At 73.5% G+C, this 16,006-nt stretch carries 10 protein-coding genes and 2 pseudogenes; 2 read left to right on the top strand and 10 right to left on the bottom strand.

The window, feature by feature from the left end; all coding sequences use genetic code 11:
- Window positions 1-359 precede the first annotated feature (359 nt).
- The gene (locus tag AA75_RS12215; RefSeq protein WP_033819954.1) at window positions 360-2,189 is read right to left on the bottom strand and encodes a glycoside hydrolase family 15 protein; all 1,830 of its coding nucleotides are present in this window, start codon (window positions 2,187-2,189) and stop codon (window positions 360-362) included.
- Between the two features lie 186 nt (window positions 2,190-2,375).
- Between AA75_RS12215 and AA75_RS12210 the strand changes: the two genes are divergently transcribed.
- Window positions 2,376-4,181 (top strand): ricin-type beta-trefoil lectin domain protein, encoded by a 1,806-nt coding sequence (locus tag AA75_RS12210; RefSeq protein ID WP_033819953.1) that lies wholly within the window; start codon window positions 2,376-2,378, stop codon window positions 4,179-4,181.
- A 79-nt stretch (window positions 4,182-4,260) separates the two neighbouring features.
- On the opposite strand, the gene AA75_RS12205 is transcribed toward AA75_RS12210, so the two are convergent.
- From AA75_RS12205 to AA75_RS12185, 5 genes are all read right to left on the bottom strand, one after another.
- The gene (locus AA75_RS12205) at window positions 4,261-4,632 is read right to left on the bottom strand and encodes a hypothetical protein (RefSeq protein WP_033819952.1); all 372 of its coding nucleotides are present in this window, start codon (window positions 4,630-4,632) and stop codon (window positions 4,261-4,263) included.
- A 256-nt stretch (window positions 4,633-4,888) separates the two neighbouring features.
- Window positions 4,889-7,273 carry an RICIN domain-containing protein gene (locus AA75_RS12200; RefSeq protein WP_233288999.1) on the bottom strand — a complete coding sequence of 795 codons (2,385 nt, stop codon included), beginning with the start codon at window positions 7,271-7,273 and terminating at the stop codon, window positions 4,889-4,891.
- Window positions 7,274-7,612: 339 nt separating this feature from the next.
- Window positions 7,613-8,752 (bottom strand): NAD(P)/FAD-dependent oxidoreductase, encoded by a 1,140-nt coding sequence (locus tag AA75_RS12195; RefSeq protein WP_033819950.1) that lies wholly within the window; start codon window positions 8,750-8,752, stop codon window positions 7,613-7,615.
- Between the two features lie 41 nt (window positions 8,753-8,793).
- The gene (locus AA75_RS12190; RefSeq protein ID WP_033819949.1) at window positions 8,794-9,498 is read right to left on the bottom strand and encodes a TetR/AcrR family transcriptional regulator; all 705 of its coding nucleotides are present in this window, start codon (window positions 9,496-9,498) and stop codon (window positions 8,794-8,796) included.
- A gap of 182 nt (window positions 9,499-9,680) precedes the next feature.
- On the bottom strand, window positions 9,681-10,385 hold the full coding sequence (locus AA75_RS12185) for a ribonuclease H (RefSeq protein ID WP_033819948.1): 705 nt from the start codon (window positions 10,383-10,385) through the stop codon (window positions 9,681-9,683).
- Window positions 10,386-10,496: 111 nt separating this feature from the next.
- Between AA75_RS12185 and AA75_RS12180 the strand changes: the two are divergent.
- Window positions 10,497-11,556: pseudogene (locus tag AA75_RS12180) on the top strand (protein kinase family protein).
- Between the two features lie 48 nt (window positions 11,557-11,604).
- Here the strand turns inward: AA75_RS12180 and AA75_RS51815 are convergent.
- The 4 genes and pseudogenes from AA75_RS51815 to AA75_RS12165 form a co-directional block, all read right to left on the bottom strand.
- Window positions 11,605-11,733 (bottom strand): annotated as a pseudogene (locus AA75_RS51815) (type I methionyl aminopeptidase); the annotation flags it as partial.
- A gap of 71 nt (window positions 11,734-11,804) precedes the next feature.
- On the bottom strand, window positions 11,805-13,100 hold the full coding sequence (locus AA75_RS12175; protein ID WP_051812173.1) for a diaminopimelate decarboxylase: 1,296 nt from the start codon (window positions 13,098-13,100) through the stop codon (window positions 11,805-11,807).
- A 207-nt stretch (window positions 13,101-13,307) separates the two neighbouring features.
- Window positions 13,308-14,753, bottom strand: a complete 1,446-nt coding sequence (locus tag AA75_RS12170; RefSeq protein ID WP_033819947.1) for a glyceraldehyde-3-phosphate dehydrogenase — start codon at window positions 14,751-14,753, stop codon at window positions 13,308-13,310.
- Between the two features lie 182 nt (window positions 14,754-14,935).
- Window positions 14,936-16,006, bottom strand: a 1,071-nt coding sequence (locus tag AA75_RS12165) for an agmatine/peptidylarginine deiminase (protein WP_033819946.1), incomplete at its 5' end; no start/stop codon positions are given.

The raw sequence follows: 16,006 nt of genomic DNA, 5'->3' as shown, positions 1-16,006 counted from the left end.
GCGCGTGGCGGCGGTGACCGTCTCGGTCGGCTGGTCGGGGTGCAGCCCGAGCGGGCGCAGCGCCGCCGCGCGGACCCGGAGCGAGTACCAGCCGACCCAGTGGCCGTCGGGCCCGATCCCGCAGGCCAGGTGGCAAAGGACGTCCTGCGGGGCGATCGGCGACCAGTCGATGCCGCGGTCCCGCAGTCAGGCGTGCAGGGCGGCCTGGGGCGCGGGGCGGCCGGGCAGGTTCGGGTACTCGAGGATGGTGATCCACTCGTCGTCGGCCTGGGTGCTCATGGTGGTCATCCTGCCCGACCGCCTGGCCTCGCGCCGGGGGATTTCCCGTCCGTCCGCGGCGGCCGTCAGCACTACGGCCGTCACCACTGCGGGCGCCCCGCCCGGCCGGCCTCCGCCTCCGCGATCAGCCAGGCCGCGTTGATCAGGCCGATGTGGCTGAAGGCCTGCGGGAAGTTGCCCAGCACCTCGCCGGTGTCCGGGTCGATCTCCTCGGCGAGCAGGCCGACGTCGTTGACCGCGCCGGCCGCCCGCTCGAAGTAGCCCCGGGCGGCCTCGGTGTCGCCCGCCAGGGCCAGGGCCTGCGCCAGCCAGAAGGTGCACAGCAGGAAGGTGCCTTCGTCGCCGGGGAGGCCGTCGTCGGTGGTGAGGTAGCGGAAGACCAGGCCGGCCGGGCTGGTGAGCCGCTCGCGGACGGCGTCGATGGTGGCCCGCATCCGGGGCGATCCCGCGGGGGTGAAGCCGACCACCGGCATCACCAGCACCGAGGCGTCGAGCTGGTCCGAGCCGAAGGCCTGGGTGTAGGCGCCCACCCGCTCGTTCCAGCCCTGCTCCTCGATGGCGGCCCGGATCTCCGCCCGGGCGGTCGCCCAGGCCGGGATCCGGTCGGTCGCCTCCAGGTCCGGCGCCAGGTCGATCGCACGGTCCAGGGCCACCCAGCACATCAGCTTGGAGTAGACGAAGTGCTGCGGGCCGCTGCGCACCTCCCAGATGCCCTGGTCGGGTTCGGCCCACCGGTCGGCGGCCGCGTCGGCCAGGCCGGCGAGGAACTGCTTGGTGGGCCGGTCCAGACCGCCGAGCTGGTCGCGGAGCCGGTGTGCGGCGCCCAGCAGTTCGCCGTAGACGTCGAGTTGGCGCTGCTGCCAGGCGGCGTTGCCGACCCGTACCGGGCGGCTGCCCCGCCAGCCGGAGAGGTGGTCCAGTTCGCGTTCGGTCAGCTCGCGTTCGCCGCGGATGCCGAACATGATCTGCAGGTCGTGGCCGTGCCCGGGGGCGTTGGCGGCGGCCTGCGCCATCCATGCGAAGAACGACTGCGCCTCGTCCGGGCAGGCCGCCACCCAGAGCGCGTCCAGGGTGAACGAGGCGTCCCGTACCCAGGTGAAGCGGTAGTCCCAGTTGCGGACGCCGCCGACCGCCTCCGGCAGCGAGGTGGTCGGGGCCGCGACGATCGCGCCGGTCGGCTGGAAGGTGAGGGCCTGCAGCACCCGCCCGCTGTGGTGGACCAGGTCCCGCCAGGGCCCCTGGTACGCCTGGTGCAGGTCGGACCAGGAGCGCCAGGCGGTGACGGTGTCGTCCAGGCGCGCCGCGATCCCGTCCTGCGACCACAGCTGCGGTTCGCCGCCGGCGTGGGCGTGCTGGAGGGCGAAGGCCGCCCGCTGGCCGCCGCGCAGCAGCAGCCGGCTGCGGGCACCGTCGGTGATCTCGAACGGTACCGGCGAGGAGAGCCCCAGCGTGTCCGGGCCGCCGTGGCAGCGCAGCCCGCCGTCGACCGGGATCAGCAGCGGCCGGATCCGGCCGTACTCGGGTCTCGGGGCGAACTCCACGGCCACCTCGACCGTGCCCTCGGTGCACTCCGCCACCCTGAGCAGCAGGTGGGGGGCGTCCTTGCCGAGGTCGTGCCCGCGCCGGTCGAGGCCGAGGGCGAGCGCGTCGGTGAGCACCAGGGTGCCGGTGGGCGTACGGAACTCGGTGCGCAGCGCCATCGTGCGGTCCAGGTACCGCCTGGTGGTGGCGGCGTCGCCGACCGGGCGGATCGACCAGTGGCCGGCCTGCGGGTCGAGCAGGCGGCCGAGCACCGACCGGTCGTCGAAGGAGGGCAGGCACAGCCAGTCGACCGAGCCGCCGGAACTGACCAGCGCGGCGGTCCGGCAGTCGGACAGCAGCGCGTAGTCCGAGATCGGTAAGTCGCTCACACCGGGCACCTCCGCCCAGACCGCGGGCCCCTCTCGATTGTGCGCCGGCCGCCTCGGCTCCGCAGGCCCTTTTCTGTGGCGACCCCTTGACTGCGGGCACCACGACTGCGAGCGTTTGCTCGAAATTGCTCGAAGCAACCCCCCAATGAGCAGTTCGAGTCATCTCCTCCCGCATCGGAGCACCCCATGAGATGGAACCAACGGCTGGCCGGGCTCGGGTCCGCGGCCGTCATCGCCGCCGCCGCCTTCGCCGCCACGGCACCCACCGCGGCCGTCGCGGACACCGTCGCCGCGAACACCGACACCCCGATCGGCGACCGGCCGATGATGGGCTTCAACAACTGGGCGCGCTTCACCTGCGCCGCACAGGCCCGCCTCGACGGCACCCGCGACGGCTACTCCTTCCAGCAGTTCATGCAGGACCAGGCCAAGGCGATGAAGGACACCGGCCTGGTCGCGGCGGGTTACACCAACCTCACGGTCGACGACTGCTGGATGCAGCGCACCGGCGCCGGGTACCTGCACGGCGCCGCCGCCTGGGGCGGCAGCGGCCAGCCCGGCTTCGACTGGGAGCTGACCGACTACGCCGCCTACGTCCACGCCCAGGGCATGCAGGTCGGCCTCTACAGCACCTCCGGCGTCAACACCTGCCAGGGCGTGCCGGGCGGGGTGATGGGCCACGAGCAGGCCGACGCCACCTCGCTCGCGTACTGGGGTGCGGACTCGCTCAAGCTGGACAACTGCGGCACCGACTGGACCAACCGCCGGTCGGAGTTCACCACCACGGCGGGCGCCCTGAAAGCGGCGACCGCCTCCGACCCCCGCAAGATCCTGTTCAACGAGTCCGCGCCGGCCGGTGCGAGCCCCGCCTCCGCCACCAAGTACCAGGCGATGGACTGGGTCCGCACCCTCGGCCAGATGTGGCGGGTCAGCCCCGACATCAACGTCTGGCACAACACCACCCCGGTCGCCTCCGCCTGGGACTCCCCGCACGGCGCCGACTGGTACGAGGGCGGGGTGCTGCAGAACTTCGCCGACACCGTCGCACTGGCCCGCTACAACGGCTCCGGCAACCACAACGACGCCGACATGCTGCTGATCGGCGACAACAACCAGCTCACCCTGGCCGAGCAGCGCAGCCAGTTCGCCCTGTGGTCGGCGATGGGCTCGCCCCTGATGGTGAGCACCGACGTCCGGCGGATGGCCGCCGACCCGGCCGGCTACGCGCCCCAGCTGAACATCCTCAAGAACGCCGACATCATCGCCGTCGACCAGGACACCACCGCCGGCGGCTACCTCGCCTCCCGCCAGGGCGCCACCAACTCCTCCGGCGTCGACGTGGTCGTCAAGCCGCTCGCCGACGGCTCGCGCGCGGTCGTCGTCCTCAACAAGAACGCCTCGGCCACCAGTTACACCCTGGACCTCGCCCGGGTGGGCTTCGGCAACCTCGGCTGCACCCGCACGGCCAAGGACCTGTGGAGCCACACCACCGCCGCGGTGACCGGATCGATCACCACCACCATCGGCGCCCACGACAATGCGATGTACACCATCGCCCCCGGCGGCTGCGGCGGCACCGTGCCGGTCGGCCAGATCCAGGCCGCCCAGTCCGGGTTCCAGGCCTTCGCCTTCTGCCTGGACGCCTACGGCGGCGCCACCGCCGGCGCGACCGTCGGCCTCTACACCTGCACCGGCAACGGCAACCAGCAGTGGCAGCGCCGCTCCGACGGCCTGATCTCCTCGCTGGCCGCTCCGGGTCTGTGCGTCTCCGGTGAGAGCACCGGCCTCAAGCTGCGCACCTGCAGCGGCACCGACCCCAAGCAGACCTGGACCTACACCCGGGCCGGTCAGCTCAGGGCGGACGGCAGGTGCGCCGACATCGCGGGCGGGTCGCTCACCGACATGAACGCCACGGTCGCCACCTACGCCTGCGGCAGCTACCAGCCGAACCAGACCTGGAGCGCGCCCTTCGCCACCCCGCCGGCGCCGTAGGACCTGCCGCCGGGGCCACGCGCCCGGTACTCCGGCCCGGCGGGCCGCGGTACCGGGCGTCGCGCCTGCCCGGGGCCGGTCAGCTCCGGGCGGCGGACGGCTGGGGCGCCCGGGCGGTGCGGCGGTGGGCGGGGAGTTCGACGACCCGGGTACCGGCCGCCACGAGGAAGCCCGCGACCGCGTCGGCCGTGCCCTGATCCAGGGAGAACACCCAACGCCCCGGCACCAGGACGGTGTCGACGGCTTCGAGCGAGGCCAGCGCCAGCAGCACCCGCAGCTGCGGCTGGACACTCCGGCAGGAGACCCCGTTGTCGAGGAAGAGCCGGGGGGTGTCGAGGCCGAGCAGCCCGGCGTGCTCCTCCAGGGCGCGGACGTGCGGTGCCATCCGCCAGCTGTCGTACGGGTAGCACCGCAGGTAGGCGGCGGTGCGCAGGGCACGGGTGGCGGTCATGGTCGCTCCTCGTCGAGCGGGCCCGACCGGCCGTGACGTCCGGTGGGCGGCTCTGCTGCGAAGGGTGGGAGGGCAGGGCGGGGCCGGGCGGGCCCCGCGGCGGTGGGCGACCTGGGCCGGACGGGGTGACCGCGGTTCGGACCGGGAGGCGGATCGGGTGGTCGTCCCATCGTGGCCCGGACCCCCGAGCATGTCTAGACCAATAGCGCCCGGACCCGGTCACCGCGGGTGACCGGGTCCGGGTCGCCGCGGACCGTCAGCCGACCGTCCAGCGCTGCAGCGCCGAGCCGGTGTCGGCCTGCTGGGTCACCGCGGCGCCGTCGGCGGCGGACGCGGTGGTGAGCAGCAGTCCGCTGCGCTGGGAGGCGATCCTGTAGCCGCCGGTGGCGGCGGTGACCAGCCAGCGCTGGTTGGTGCCCCCGGTGCAGGTCCACTGGATCACCTGGCCGCCGGCGGCGGTGGAGCCGCCGCTGACGTCCATGCACAGGCCGGAGAGGCCGTTGGTGATCTGGTAGCTGCCGTCGGACTGCGCGGTGAAGACCCAGTTCTGGTTGGTTCCCCCGTTGGGGGTCCAGGTGATGAGCTGGGTGCCGGCAGTGGTCGAGTGGTCGGGGTCGTCGAGCGCCTTGCCGGAGGCCGTCAGGGTGTGGGTGCCGCTGAGCGCCGGGTTGACGGCCCAGGTGAAGGTCGTCGTGCCGGTGGCGGTGCCCGAGGAGGCGGCGACCGTGACGGTGGAGCTGCCCACGGTGGTGGGGGTGCCGGAGATCAGGCCGGCGGCGCTGATCGTCAGGCCGGCGGGAAGGCCGGTGGCGGAGTACGTGAGCGGCTTGCCCGCCGAGTCGTCGGCGCCGATCTGGAGCGAGGCCGCGACGCCGACCTTGCCGGACCGGTTGCCGGGGTTGGTGACGGTGACGGTCTCCGGGGACGCGCCGACGGGGGTCAGGGTGAGGGTCTGCTCGGCGGCGGTGCGCGCGCCGCCGACGGCGTTGCCGGTGGTGTTGGTCCAGCTGCGGGCGGGGGTGGTCTCGGCGAGCCGGGCGGAGTCCGCGGACAGGCCGATCACCAGGCCGCTGTAGCGGTTGACCAGCCGGTGGCCGCCCCCGCCGGGGATCACGAACCACTGCTGGCCGACGCTCGGGCCGCCCGTCCCGGCGGCGGTGACGGTGGGCTTGGCGCCCCAGGCGCGGCCCGCGGTGGTGGTGGGGTCGACGCCGAGCAGCCGGCCGGTGGCGGAGTTGACGATCCGGTAGGAGCCGTCGCCGTTGGCGGCGAACACCCAGGACTCCAGGGCGGATCCGGTGGCGGCCGGCACCGAGGTGGTGGCGGAGCCGCCGGTGACCTGGGCGAGGACGCGGCCGCCGCCGCCGGAGATCCGGTATGCCTTGGTCGGGTCGACCGGCGGCGCGGCCGGGGCGGCGGAGGTGACGGTGAGGTCGACGTACTCGCCGGAGGCGCCGTTCGAGCAGCCGAACGAGCAGTAGGAGCGGAAGGACTTGCCGACGACGGCGGAGCTGGTCCGGTTGGCGCTGTCGAGGAACCAGCGGTACCAGGACGCGGTGTGGTAGCCGCCGGTGTCGCCGATCGGGTACCACTTCTGGGTGGTGAGGTCGTCGGTGGCGTAGAGGTGCTGGGGTTCGGTCCCGCTCTGGTTCACGGCCTGGGGTTCGCCGATGTACAGCCCCAGGTAGGCGTTGTAGGTGATGTCCATGACGAACAGCGGCGAGGTCGCGGGCATCGTGCCCGCCGCGATCTGCTGGGCGGCGGTACCGGTGTTGGCCGGGTCGTACTCGCCGGAGACCGGCGTGTAGCCGGTGGTGCTGCCGGCGTCGACCGGCACCATGTTGCTCTCCAGGCCGCCCACGCCCGGCTGGTTCCAGGCGCCGTCGTACCACTTCTGCCAGGAGCCGGGCGCCATCTTCGCGGACATCGGCGCGCGGGCCACGTGCTCGTAGAAGGCCTTCCAGCCACCGCTCTTGTCGACGATCCGCGAGCCGTAGTAGACGTAGAAGTACCCGGACGCGGTGTCCGCGTACAGCCGCTGGTCGCCGTCGCCGTAGGAGTACGTCTGGTTCGGGAACGCGGCGGTGTCACCGCGCTTGGTGCTGTAGGGCGACGTGATGACGTGGTTCCTGATGGTCCAGGTCCGGCCCTGGTCGGTGGAGACGGCGTAGTCGATCGCGTCGAAGTGCAGCCCGTCCCCGAAGGGTTGCGGGGTGAACTCGTTGTGCACCAGCCCGTACCAGTCGCCGGTGTCCGGGTCGACCCAGACGCCGGCGAGGTCGCAGAAGTTCCGCTGGGAGTAGCCGGATCCGGCCGGGGCGGCGGTCGCCTCCAGGCCGGTGGGGCTGTTGTTGCACCGCCAGGTGGTGTCGTTGTTCCTGTCCGCGGGGTTGGCGGGGTTCACCGCGTTGCTGATCGCACTCGACCGGGTGGCGCTGTCGAAGTCCGTCCCCGTGAAGAAGTCCCAGTACCGGGGCTCGGTCGAGCCATACAGGGCGGCGGACTGCTGGAAGTAGAACGTCCCGTCCTTGTCGAGGTACGGGGTCGCCTGGGTGTCGGTCGGGTGCGCGTACGCGACCGGCGACCCGACGGTGACGGTGTATCCGGTGGTGGGCGGCGTCGCGGACGCCGGCGCGGCCACCGGGCCGGCCAGGGTCAGGACGGCCGCCGCGAACGCTGCGGCGAACGCTCTACGCGGAGGAGAGGACACGGGGACTCCTTCTGGGGCAACGCGCCGTGGTGGGGGTCGGCGTGGGCGAGGGAGGGGGGCGTTCGCGCACGCCGTGGGGCTTGGTGTTTCAAGATGCTCGGTTTTGTGTGAACGTGAGCAACTTTGAGCACACGTTGGCAGCAGTAACCGGCGGAGTCAAGACATCGTTCGCCCCGGGTTCGCCCGGCCGCACCCGGGGACAGCACGACAGGGGCGCCGGGGGCGACCCCGGCGCCCCTGGTCGGGTGGCGCGTTCCGCAGGACCGGCGGTCAGCCCGGCCGGTGCGCGGCGAACTGGTCGAGCAGCCCCCGGGGGGCGTCCGCGGCGAAGATGACGTCGAGGCTCGCGGCCGACTCGGCGGCGGCGGCCTCGCTGCGCGGGAAGAGCAGGTGCTCGTACGCGGCGAGGGCCGCCTCGGGGTCGCCCGGGTGAGCGGCGAGGGCCCGCCCGAGTTCGGCGCCGTCGAGCATGGCGAGGTTGGCGCCCTCCCCGGCGAACGGCGACATCAGGTGCGCGGCGTCACCGAGCAGGGTCACCCCGGGCACCCGCTCCCAGCGGTGGCCGACCGGCAGGGCGTGGATCGGGCGCGGCACCAGCGGCCCGTCCGCGTCGGCGACCAGCGCCCGCAGGCTCGGGTGCCAGCCGGTGAAGTGCTCCAGCACGGCCGCCTTGGCGGCGACGGGGTCGGTGAAGTCCGTGCCGCCCGCCCAGGACTCGGCGATCCGCAGCGCGGTGTAGACGTGCAGGCTGCGGTCGGGCTCGCGGTGGGCGAGGAAGCCCCTGCCCGCACCGAGCGCGAACAGCATGCCCCCGCCGACCACGGCCGCACCGGCGGGGTGCCGGAGGTCCGCGTCCAGCAGGTCGGACTCCACGAAGGAGACGCCGCTGTACTGCGGCACGGCGTCGGACAGCAGCGGGCGGATCCGCGACCACGCGCCGTCCGCGCCGACCAGCAGGCCGGTGGTGAACACGCCTCCGTCGGCGAGGGTCACCTCGTGGCGGCCGCCGCCCAGCGGGCGCGCCCCGGTGACCTTCGCCCCCCAGCGGACGGTGCCCGCGGGCAGCGCCCCGAGCAGCAGGTCACGCAGCCGGCCGCGGTCCACCTCGGGGCGGCCGCCGGAGCCGTCGTCGGACTCCTCCATCCGGACCACGGCGTGCCGGTCGAGGATCCGCATGGCCTGGCCACCCGGGTGGATCAGGGCGCGGAACTCCTCGTACAGTCCGGCGGCGCGCAGCGCGGCCTGGCCGGACTCCTCGTGGATGTCGAGCATGCCACCCTGCGTGCGGGCGCCGGGCGAGGCGTCGAGGTCGAAGACGGCGGCCTCGATGCCGTGGACGTGCAGGACCCGGGCGAGGGTGAGTCCGCCGAGGCCCGCGCCGATGACGGCGATCGGGTGGTGCACGGTCATGGGGTACCTCTTCCGTTGGTTTCCGGTCGGCGGGTGGCCGCTCAGGCCTGCGGCGGCCTGGGGGTGTCCAGTGCGCCGTTGATCAGGACGTGGAAGCCCCAGCGCAGCCGGTCCTCGGGGGCACCGGAGAGCAGGTCGGCGCCGAGGCCGGCGAGGTGCGGGTGCCGGGTGCGGGAGGCGCCGAGGAGCGCGGCGGACAGGGCGTCCCAGGAGCGCCGGTCGGCCTCGGCCTCGGCCGCGCCGTCCCGGTCGGCGTGTTCGGCCGCGGTCGCGGTGGCGTGCTGGAGCAGCAGGTCGAGCGCCCAGGCGGCGCGGTCCGCCGGGACCCCGCCCTCGTCCAGCAGGGCGAGCAGCACCTCCATCAGGTCCAGGTGGTGCACCCCGGACGGGCGCGCCACCAGCGCGGACTTGGCGAGGCCGGGCTGCTCGAACAGCACGGTGGTGTACGAGACCAGGACCCGGACCAGACGCTCGCGCCAGTCCCCGGCGCCCTCGGCGGCGCCCAGGTCGACCGTGCCGACCAGTTCGTCGAGGATCGCCGCGTGCAGCTCGGCGGTGTTGCGGACGTACACGTAGAGCGAGGCGGGGCCGGTGTCGAGCTCCTGCGCGAGGCGGCGCATGGTGACCTTCTGGAGCCCTTCGGCCCGGGTCAGGCGGACCGCGGTCGAGATGATCCCGTCCTGGGTGAGGGCGGGCTTGGCGGGCCGCTCGCGGCGACTCGGCCGTCCTGAGAGGTGCGCTGTCATGGCTCCACGATAACGAACATGTTCGTTACGAACAAGTTCGTCGCAGGGTGCGGGAGTCCTCGGCGCCGATCAGGCCGGGAGGACAGGGAGGGCCGTGAGGGCCGGCGCATGGCGAGGGCGGAGCCGGGCGCGGTGCTCCGCACCGCTGTCGGCTCCGCCCGGGGCGGCCCGTCCGGACCGGGTCAGGCGTGCGCGGCCGCGCACTCCGGGTGGCCCCAGCTGCCGCCGACCTTGGTGATCTTGTCGCCCTTGGCATACGGGCGGGTGCACGGGCAGGTGCCGGGGAACCGCGCCGAGAGGGTCGGCGCACCGCCCGAGGACTTCCGCTTGGGCGCGGCGGCACCGGACCCGGACGCCGACGGCGACGGACGGCCTCCGCGGGACGACGAGGCCGGGACCGGGTCGGGGACCGGCAGGTCCGCCGAGGTGCCGCCCGCGGCCTGCTGGGTGCGGGCCGCGTCGCTGGCGGCCTTGTCGGCGATCGCGTTGAGCGGGTCACCGTTCACCTGGTGGGCGGGCACGTACACGAAGGTGACCTCGCGGCCGTCGAGCAGGGCGTCGATGCGCTGGATCAGCTCCCGGTTGGCCACCGGCTTCCCGGCGGCGGTCTTCCAGCCGTTGCGCTTCCACGCGGCGAGCCACTTGGTGGCCGCGTCCCGGGTGTAGGTGCTGTCGAGGCGGACCTCCAGCGGCACGGCGGCGTCCGTCGCGGTCAGCACCTGCTCCAGCGCCGTCAGTTCACCCACGTTGTTGGTGCTGTGCCCGAGCGGACCGGCCTGCCAGCGCTGCGGGACCCCGGCGCTGTCCGCGACCACGTAGGCCCAGGCGGCTGGACCCGGGTTGCCTTTGGCTGCTCCGTCACAGGCTGCGATGACTCGTTCGACCATGCATCGATCATGCCAGGCCGGAAGGGCCTCCCGGGACCACCGCCGGCGGATAGGGTCGGGCCCTTCCGCCGGACCACCGCACCCCGCCCCCGGGGCACCGAGGAGCAGCCGATGACCACGCCCGACACCCGCCGACCGCGGTCCCGGTACGCCCGGCGCCGCGCCGCCTACGGGAGTGTCGCCACCCGGCTCTCCCTGCTCGGCGACCGCCGGCTCGGCGAGCTGGTGGCCGCGGCCGAACCGCTCGGGTCGGGCGTCGGCGGCCGCTGGGCGCGGCTGGAGGTCGCCGGGGCCCCGGTCTTCGTCAAGCGGGTGCCGCTGACGGACCTGGAGCTGCGCCCGGAGAACGTCCGCTCGACGGCCAACCTCTTCGGGCTGCCGACGTTCTACCAGTACGGCCTGGGCTCCTCGGGTTTCGGCGCCTGGCGCGAGCTCGCCGTCCACACGATGACCACTCACTGGGTGCTCACCGAGGAGTACGAGGGCTTCCCGCTGATGTACCACTGGCGGGGGCTGCCCGACGTCCCCCCGGACCGGCTTCGCCGATGTGCACGGCGGGATCGACGGGGCGGTCCGGCACTGGGAGGGTTCCCCGGCGGTGCGCGGGCGGCTGGAGGCGATCGGCCGGTCCTCGTCGAGCCTGGTGCTCTTCCTGGAGCACGTACCGCAGACCCTCGCCGCGTTCCTGGACGGACGGCGGGACGCGGCGCCGCTGCCGTGGGTGGAGGAGTCCCTGGCGCGCGGCGCGGCCTTCCTGCGCTCGCGCGGCCTGGTCCACTTCGACGCCCACTTCCACAACGTCCTCACCGACGGGCAGGCGCTCTACTTCGCGGACTTCGGGCTCGCCCTCAGCGCGGACTTCGAACTCTCGGCGGCCGAGGCCGAGTTCCTCTCCGGCCACCTCGCCTACGACCGCGGCCACACCTCCCGGCACGTGCTCCGCCACCACCTGCTCGCCGTCCCGGACGCCACGGCCGGGTACGAGGAGTTCCTGCAGCGTTGGATCGCCGGCACCCGGCCGGAGGGCGTGCGGCCCGAGCTCGCCGCCCTGCTCGACCGGCACGCGCCGGTCGCGGCCGTCATGAACGAGTTCCGCCGTCGGATGCTCACCGGGACCAAGCTGACGCCCTTCCCGGCCGCCGAGCTCGAACTCGCCCTGACCCCGGCGTAGGTGCCGGGCCCAGGGTCCGGCGCGCCGGTCGTGCGCCCGGGGGCCGGGTCAGGGCGGCGTGAGGATGCGGGGGCCGTCCTCGGTGATGGCGATGGTGTGCTGGAGGTGGGCGGCCCGGCTGCCGTCGGAGGTGCGCAGGGTCCATCCGTCGGGGTCGGTGCGGTACTCGTCGTGCCCTCGGACCGTGGCGCAGCGGGTAGCTGCGGCCGCCGAAGCCGGTCGGCCTGCCGCCGGTCAGGGCCGGACGGTCAGGGCCGGACGATCAGGTCCTCGATCCGCTGGGCGGGCCGCAGCAGTTCGAACCGTACGGTGCCGTCGGCGGTGACGGTGGCGCCGTGGACCGCGGGCTCGGGCAGGCTGTTGTAGTGGTACGGGGTGGAGAAGAAGTAGGCGCCGGTGTCGAGCAGGGCCACGAGGTCGCCCGGCGCGAGCAGCGGCAACGGGCGGGCCCTGGCGATCAGGTCACCGGCGAAGCAGCACGGCCCGGCGATGTCCTGGGGCACCGGCGGGCCGGTCCTGGCCGTGCCGGTGGGGTCGTGCGCGCTGATCCGCAGCGGCCAGGTGTCCGGCAGGAACACCGTCCGCGCGGCGACCTGCGCCCCGGCGTGGGTGATCGCGATGGGCCGCCCGCCGGCGGTCTTGGTGTACTCGACGTACGCGGCGGTGAAGCCGTTCTTGGCGAGCAGGGCCCGCCCGAACTCGGTGACCAGCCGGTACCCGCCGTCGAACAGGGCCGGGACGCGGGCCCGCAGACAGGCCACGTACGCGTCGAACCCGGGTGACGTCCGGTCGTCGTCGAAGTTCACCGGCAGTCCCCCGCCGAGGTCGAGGCCTTCCACCCGGTGCCGGCCGAGCTCGCCGTTGACCCGGTCGGCGAAGGCGGCGGCCTTGCCGATGCCTTCGGCGATGAGCTCCAGCGGGCAGCCCTGGGAGCCGACGTGCGCGTGCACCCAGGTGAGCCAGGGCCACTGCCGGAAGGCGTGCAGCAGCCGTTCGGCGTTCCCCTCGTCGTCCAGGGCGATGCCGAACTTGGCGGTGGCAGTCGCGGTGCTCATCGCCGCGATGGACCCGACGCCGACCTGCGGGTTGACCCGGACGCCGATCCGGGAGCGGGTGCGCAGGGTGGTGAGGATCGCGGCGATCCGGTCCAGTTCCTGGAAGCTGTCCGCGTTGACGGCGATGCCGAGTTCCAGCGCCCGGCGGAGCTCGGGGCGGGTCTTGGCCGGGGAGTCGAGGACGATCCGCTCGGGCGCGAACCCGGCCGCCAGCGCCTGGGCGAGTTCCCCGGGGCCGGCCACCTCGCAGCCCATGCCCAGGCGGCGCAGCCGTTCCAGCACGGGGACCAGGCAGTTCGCCTTGGCGGCGAAGGTGTGGGTGACGGCGGCCGGGTCAGGGAACGCGCGGTGCAGGGCGGCGACGCTCGCCGCGACGCCGTCCAGGTCGACGAAGGCCGCCAGCACCGCGTCCTCGGGGTGCAGCAGTCCCCGGCGGACCGCCGCGCGCAGGACCAGTTCGCGCCGCTCGGCCGCCTGGAAGCCGGTCATGGGTGCCACTCCGCTGGTCGTCGGACGGCGCCGGGAACCCGTCCCGGGCCGTACCACCAGCCTGCCAGCGACCCGGCCGCACCGCCGCCGGCGCCGCGGCCCGCCCGCACCGGAACGGCCCGCATGCCGCGCACGCCCGGGAACGCCGGCGACCCGGCACCCACGCGGGGTGCCGGGTCGCCGGTGCGGGCGCGGGGATCCGGGTGATCAGACCGCCGGGGCCGGGTAGGTCGGGTACTCCACGCCGGAGACGTACTGCACGACCCGGATGACCTGGCACGAGTAGCCGAACTCGTTGTCATACCACAGGTACAGGATCGCGTTGTCGCCGTCGACCTTGGTCGCGCCGGCGTCGACGATCGAGGCGTGCCGCGAGCCGATGAAGTCGCTGGAGACCGCGTCGGGGGCGGTGATGAAGTCGATCTGGCGCTTGAGCGGCGAGGTCAGCGAGACGTTGCGGAGGTGGTCGAGGACCTCCTCGCGGGTGGTCTCGCGGGCGAGCTGAAGGTTGAGGATCGCGATCGAGACGTCCGGCACCGGGACGCGGATCGAGCTGCCCGTGATGGTCGCCTTCAGGTCGGGCAGCGCCTTGGCCACGGCGGAGGCCGCGCCGGTCTCGGTGATGACCATGTTCAGCGCCGCCGACCGGCCGCGCCGGTCGGAGCTGTGGTAGTTGTCCAGCAGGTTCTGGTCGTTGGTGTACGAGTGGACGGTCTCCACGTGGCCGCGCAGGACGCCGTACTCGTCGGCCATCGCCTTCAGCGGCGGGACGATCGCGTTGGTGGTGCAGGACGCGCAGGAGAGGATCTGCTCGTCCGGCTTGATGGTGTCGTGGTTGACGCCGTGCACGATGTTGGGCACGTCGCCCTTGCCCGGGGCGGTGAGCACGACCTTGGCGATGCCGGGGCGCAGGTGCTTGGACAGGCCCTCGCGGTCGCGCCAGCGGCCGGTGTTGTCGATGAGGATGGCGTCGTCGATGCCGTACGCCGTGTAGTCGACCGTCGTCGGGTCGTCCGAGTAGATCACGGTGATCTCGTGGCCGTTGGCGACGATCTTGTTGTTCGCCTCGTCGACGGTGATCGTGCCGTGGAACTGGCCGTGGATGGAGTCACGCCGCAGCAGCGAGGCGCGCTTCACCAGGTCCTCACCACCGCTGTTGCGCACCACGATGGCGCGCAGCCGCAGGCCGTTGCCGGAGCCGGCCTTCTCGATCAGCAGACGGGCCAGCAGGCGGCCGATCCGGCCGAAGCCGTACAGCACGACGTCCCGCGAGTCGCGGCGCTCCAGCTTGTTGGCACCGGTGGCACCGGCGACGGCGCCGGCGGTGAACTCCTCGACGCTCAGGCCGTGGTCGCCGGCCTTGTAGGTCGCGGCCAGCATGCCGATGTCGATCTGGGAAGGGCCGAGGTCCAGCGCGGTGAGCGCCTGGAGGAAGGGCATCGTCTCGGTGACCGAGAGCTCCTCGCCGGCGATCTGGCGGGCGAAGCGGTGGGTCTTGAGAATGCTGACGACCGACTTGTTGACCAAAGAACGGCTGTGCAGCAGGACGGTGACGTCCCTCTCCCGGTGCAGCCTGCCGATGATCGGAATCATCGACTCCGCGATCTCCTCGCGGTTCTTCCAGTCCGTGAACACGTCCTCATTGACAGTCACAAGTTCATCTTTCGAGTTAGGCGACGTTTACATATTAGCTTTCGGCCATCGCGCCCTCTCGCCCGGACCCTCCTGAGCAGCGAGGTCTCCGCCACACCCGCGACCGGGCCGGTCCCGGGCCCGCGCCGCCCGGCCGGTTCGGGCCCGTCCGCACCGGGCCCGAACCGCCGCGTCCCGTCCCGCTACGGGACCGGCTGCGGCTGGGTCACGCAGTGCACGCCTCCGCCGCCCGCGCCGAGGCTGTCGATGTCGAGCTGCTCGATCGCCCGGCCCGGGAAGATCCCCGCCAGCGTCGCCCTGGCGGCGGCGTCGGCCCTGGTGTCCCCGAACTGGGCGCAGATGACCGCGCCGTTGCACAGGTAGTAGTTGGCGTAGGAGCCGACGAAGTTCGGGTCGGAGGAGCGGATCAGGTTGTAGTCGGGGCCCTGGATCCGGGAGACCGTGAGCGGGTGGCCCTGGGCGTCCGTCGAGGTGGAGAGCGTCTGGTACTGCTGGCGCTCGTCGTTGGACCAGACGTCGGTGTCGGCCGGCAGCGGCGCCTGGACCACGGCGGTGGCGTCGGCGAGGAAGCGGGAGGTCGCGTCGACGTGGTCGCCGGTGATGTCCTGGCCGGTCACCCCGGGGAACCAGATGACCTTCGTCGCGCCGTAGGCGGTGCGCATCGCGGCCTCGATCTGGGCGAGCGTCCTGCTGCCGTTGCGGCGGGAGTCGAGCAGGCTGCTCCTGGTCGCCATCAGCAGGCCGTCACCGTCCGTCTCGATGGCGCCGCCCTCCCCCACGAACCCGGCCGCGGTGAAGGGCACTCCGGCGTAGGCCGCGACCTTGGCCGCGACCAGCGCGTCCTTGGCGTGGGTCTGCCGGTTGCCCCAGCCGTTGAAGTTCAGGCCGACGGCGTCCAGCCCGCCGGCGCCGTCGGTGCGGAACACCGGGCCGGAGTCGCGCATCCAGCAGTCGTCCACCGGGATGGTCCCGATGACGGTGACGGCGGAGCCGCACGCGGAGCGCGCCTTGGTGACGCCGGCGGAGTTGGCGCACATGACGACCGGCTCGTACTTCGCGACGGTCCTGGCGATCAGCGCGATGTCGGCCTGGACCCCGGCGAGCCGGCGGCCCCAGATGGCCGAGCTGTCGGGCCAGGCCATCCAGGTCCTGGTGTGCCGGACGGTGTCGATCGGGACCGCGTAGCCGGCGGCCACCGCCGGCCCGGCGGGGGCGGCCGCCGGCTGCGGCCGGCGTCCGGCGGCGTGCGCGGG

Source organism: Kitasatospora sp. MBT63 (assembly GCF_000710465.2).
Classification (GTDB): Bacteria; Actinomycetota; Actinomycetes; order Streptomycetales; family Streptomycetaceae; genus Kitasatospora.
The sequence above is the reverse complement of the archived record's forward strand: the minus strand, read 5'-3'. Positions and strand labels throughout refer to the sequence as shown.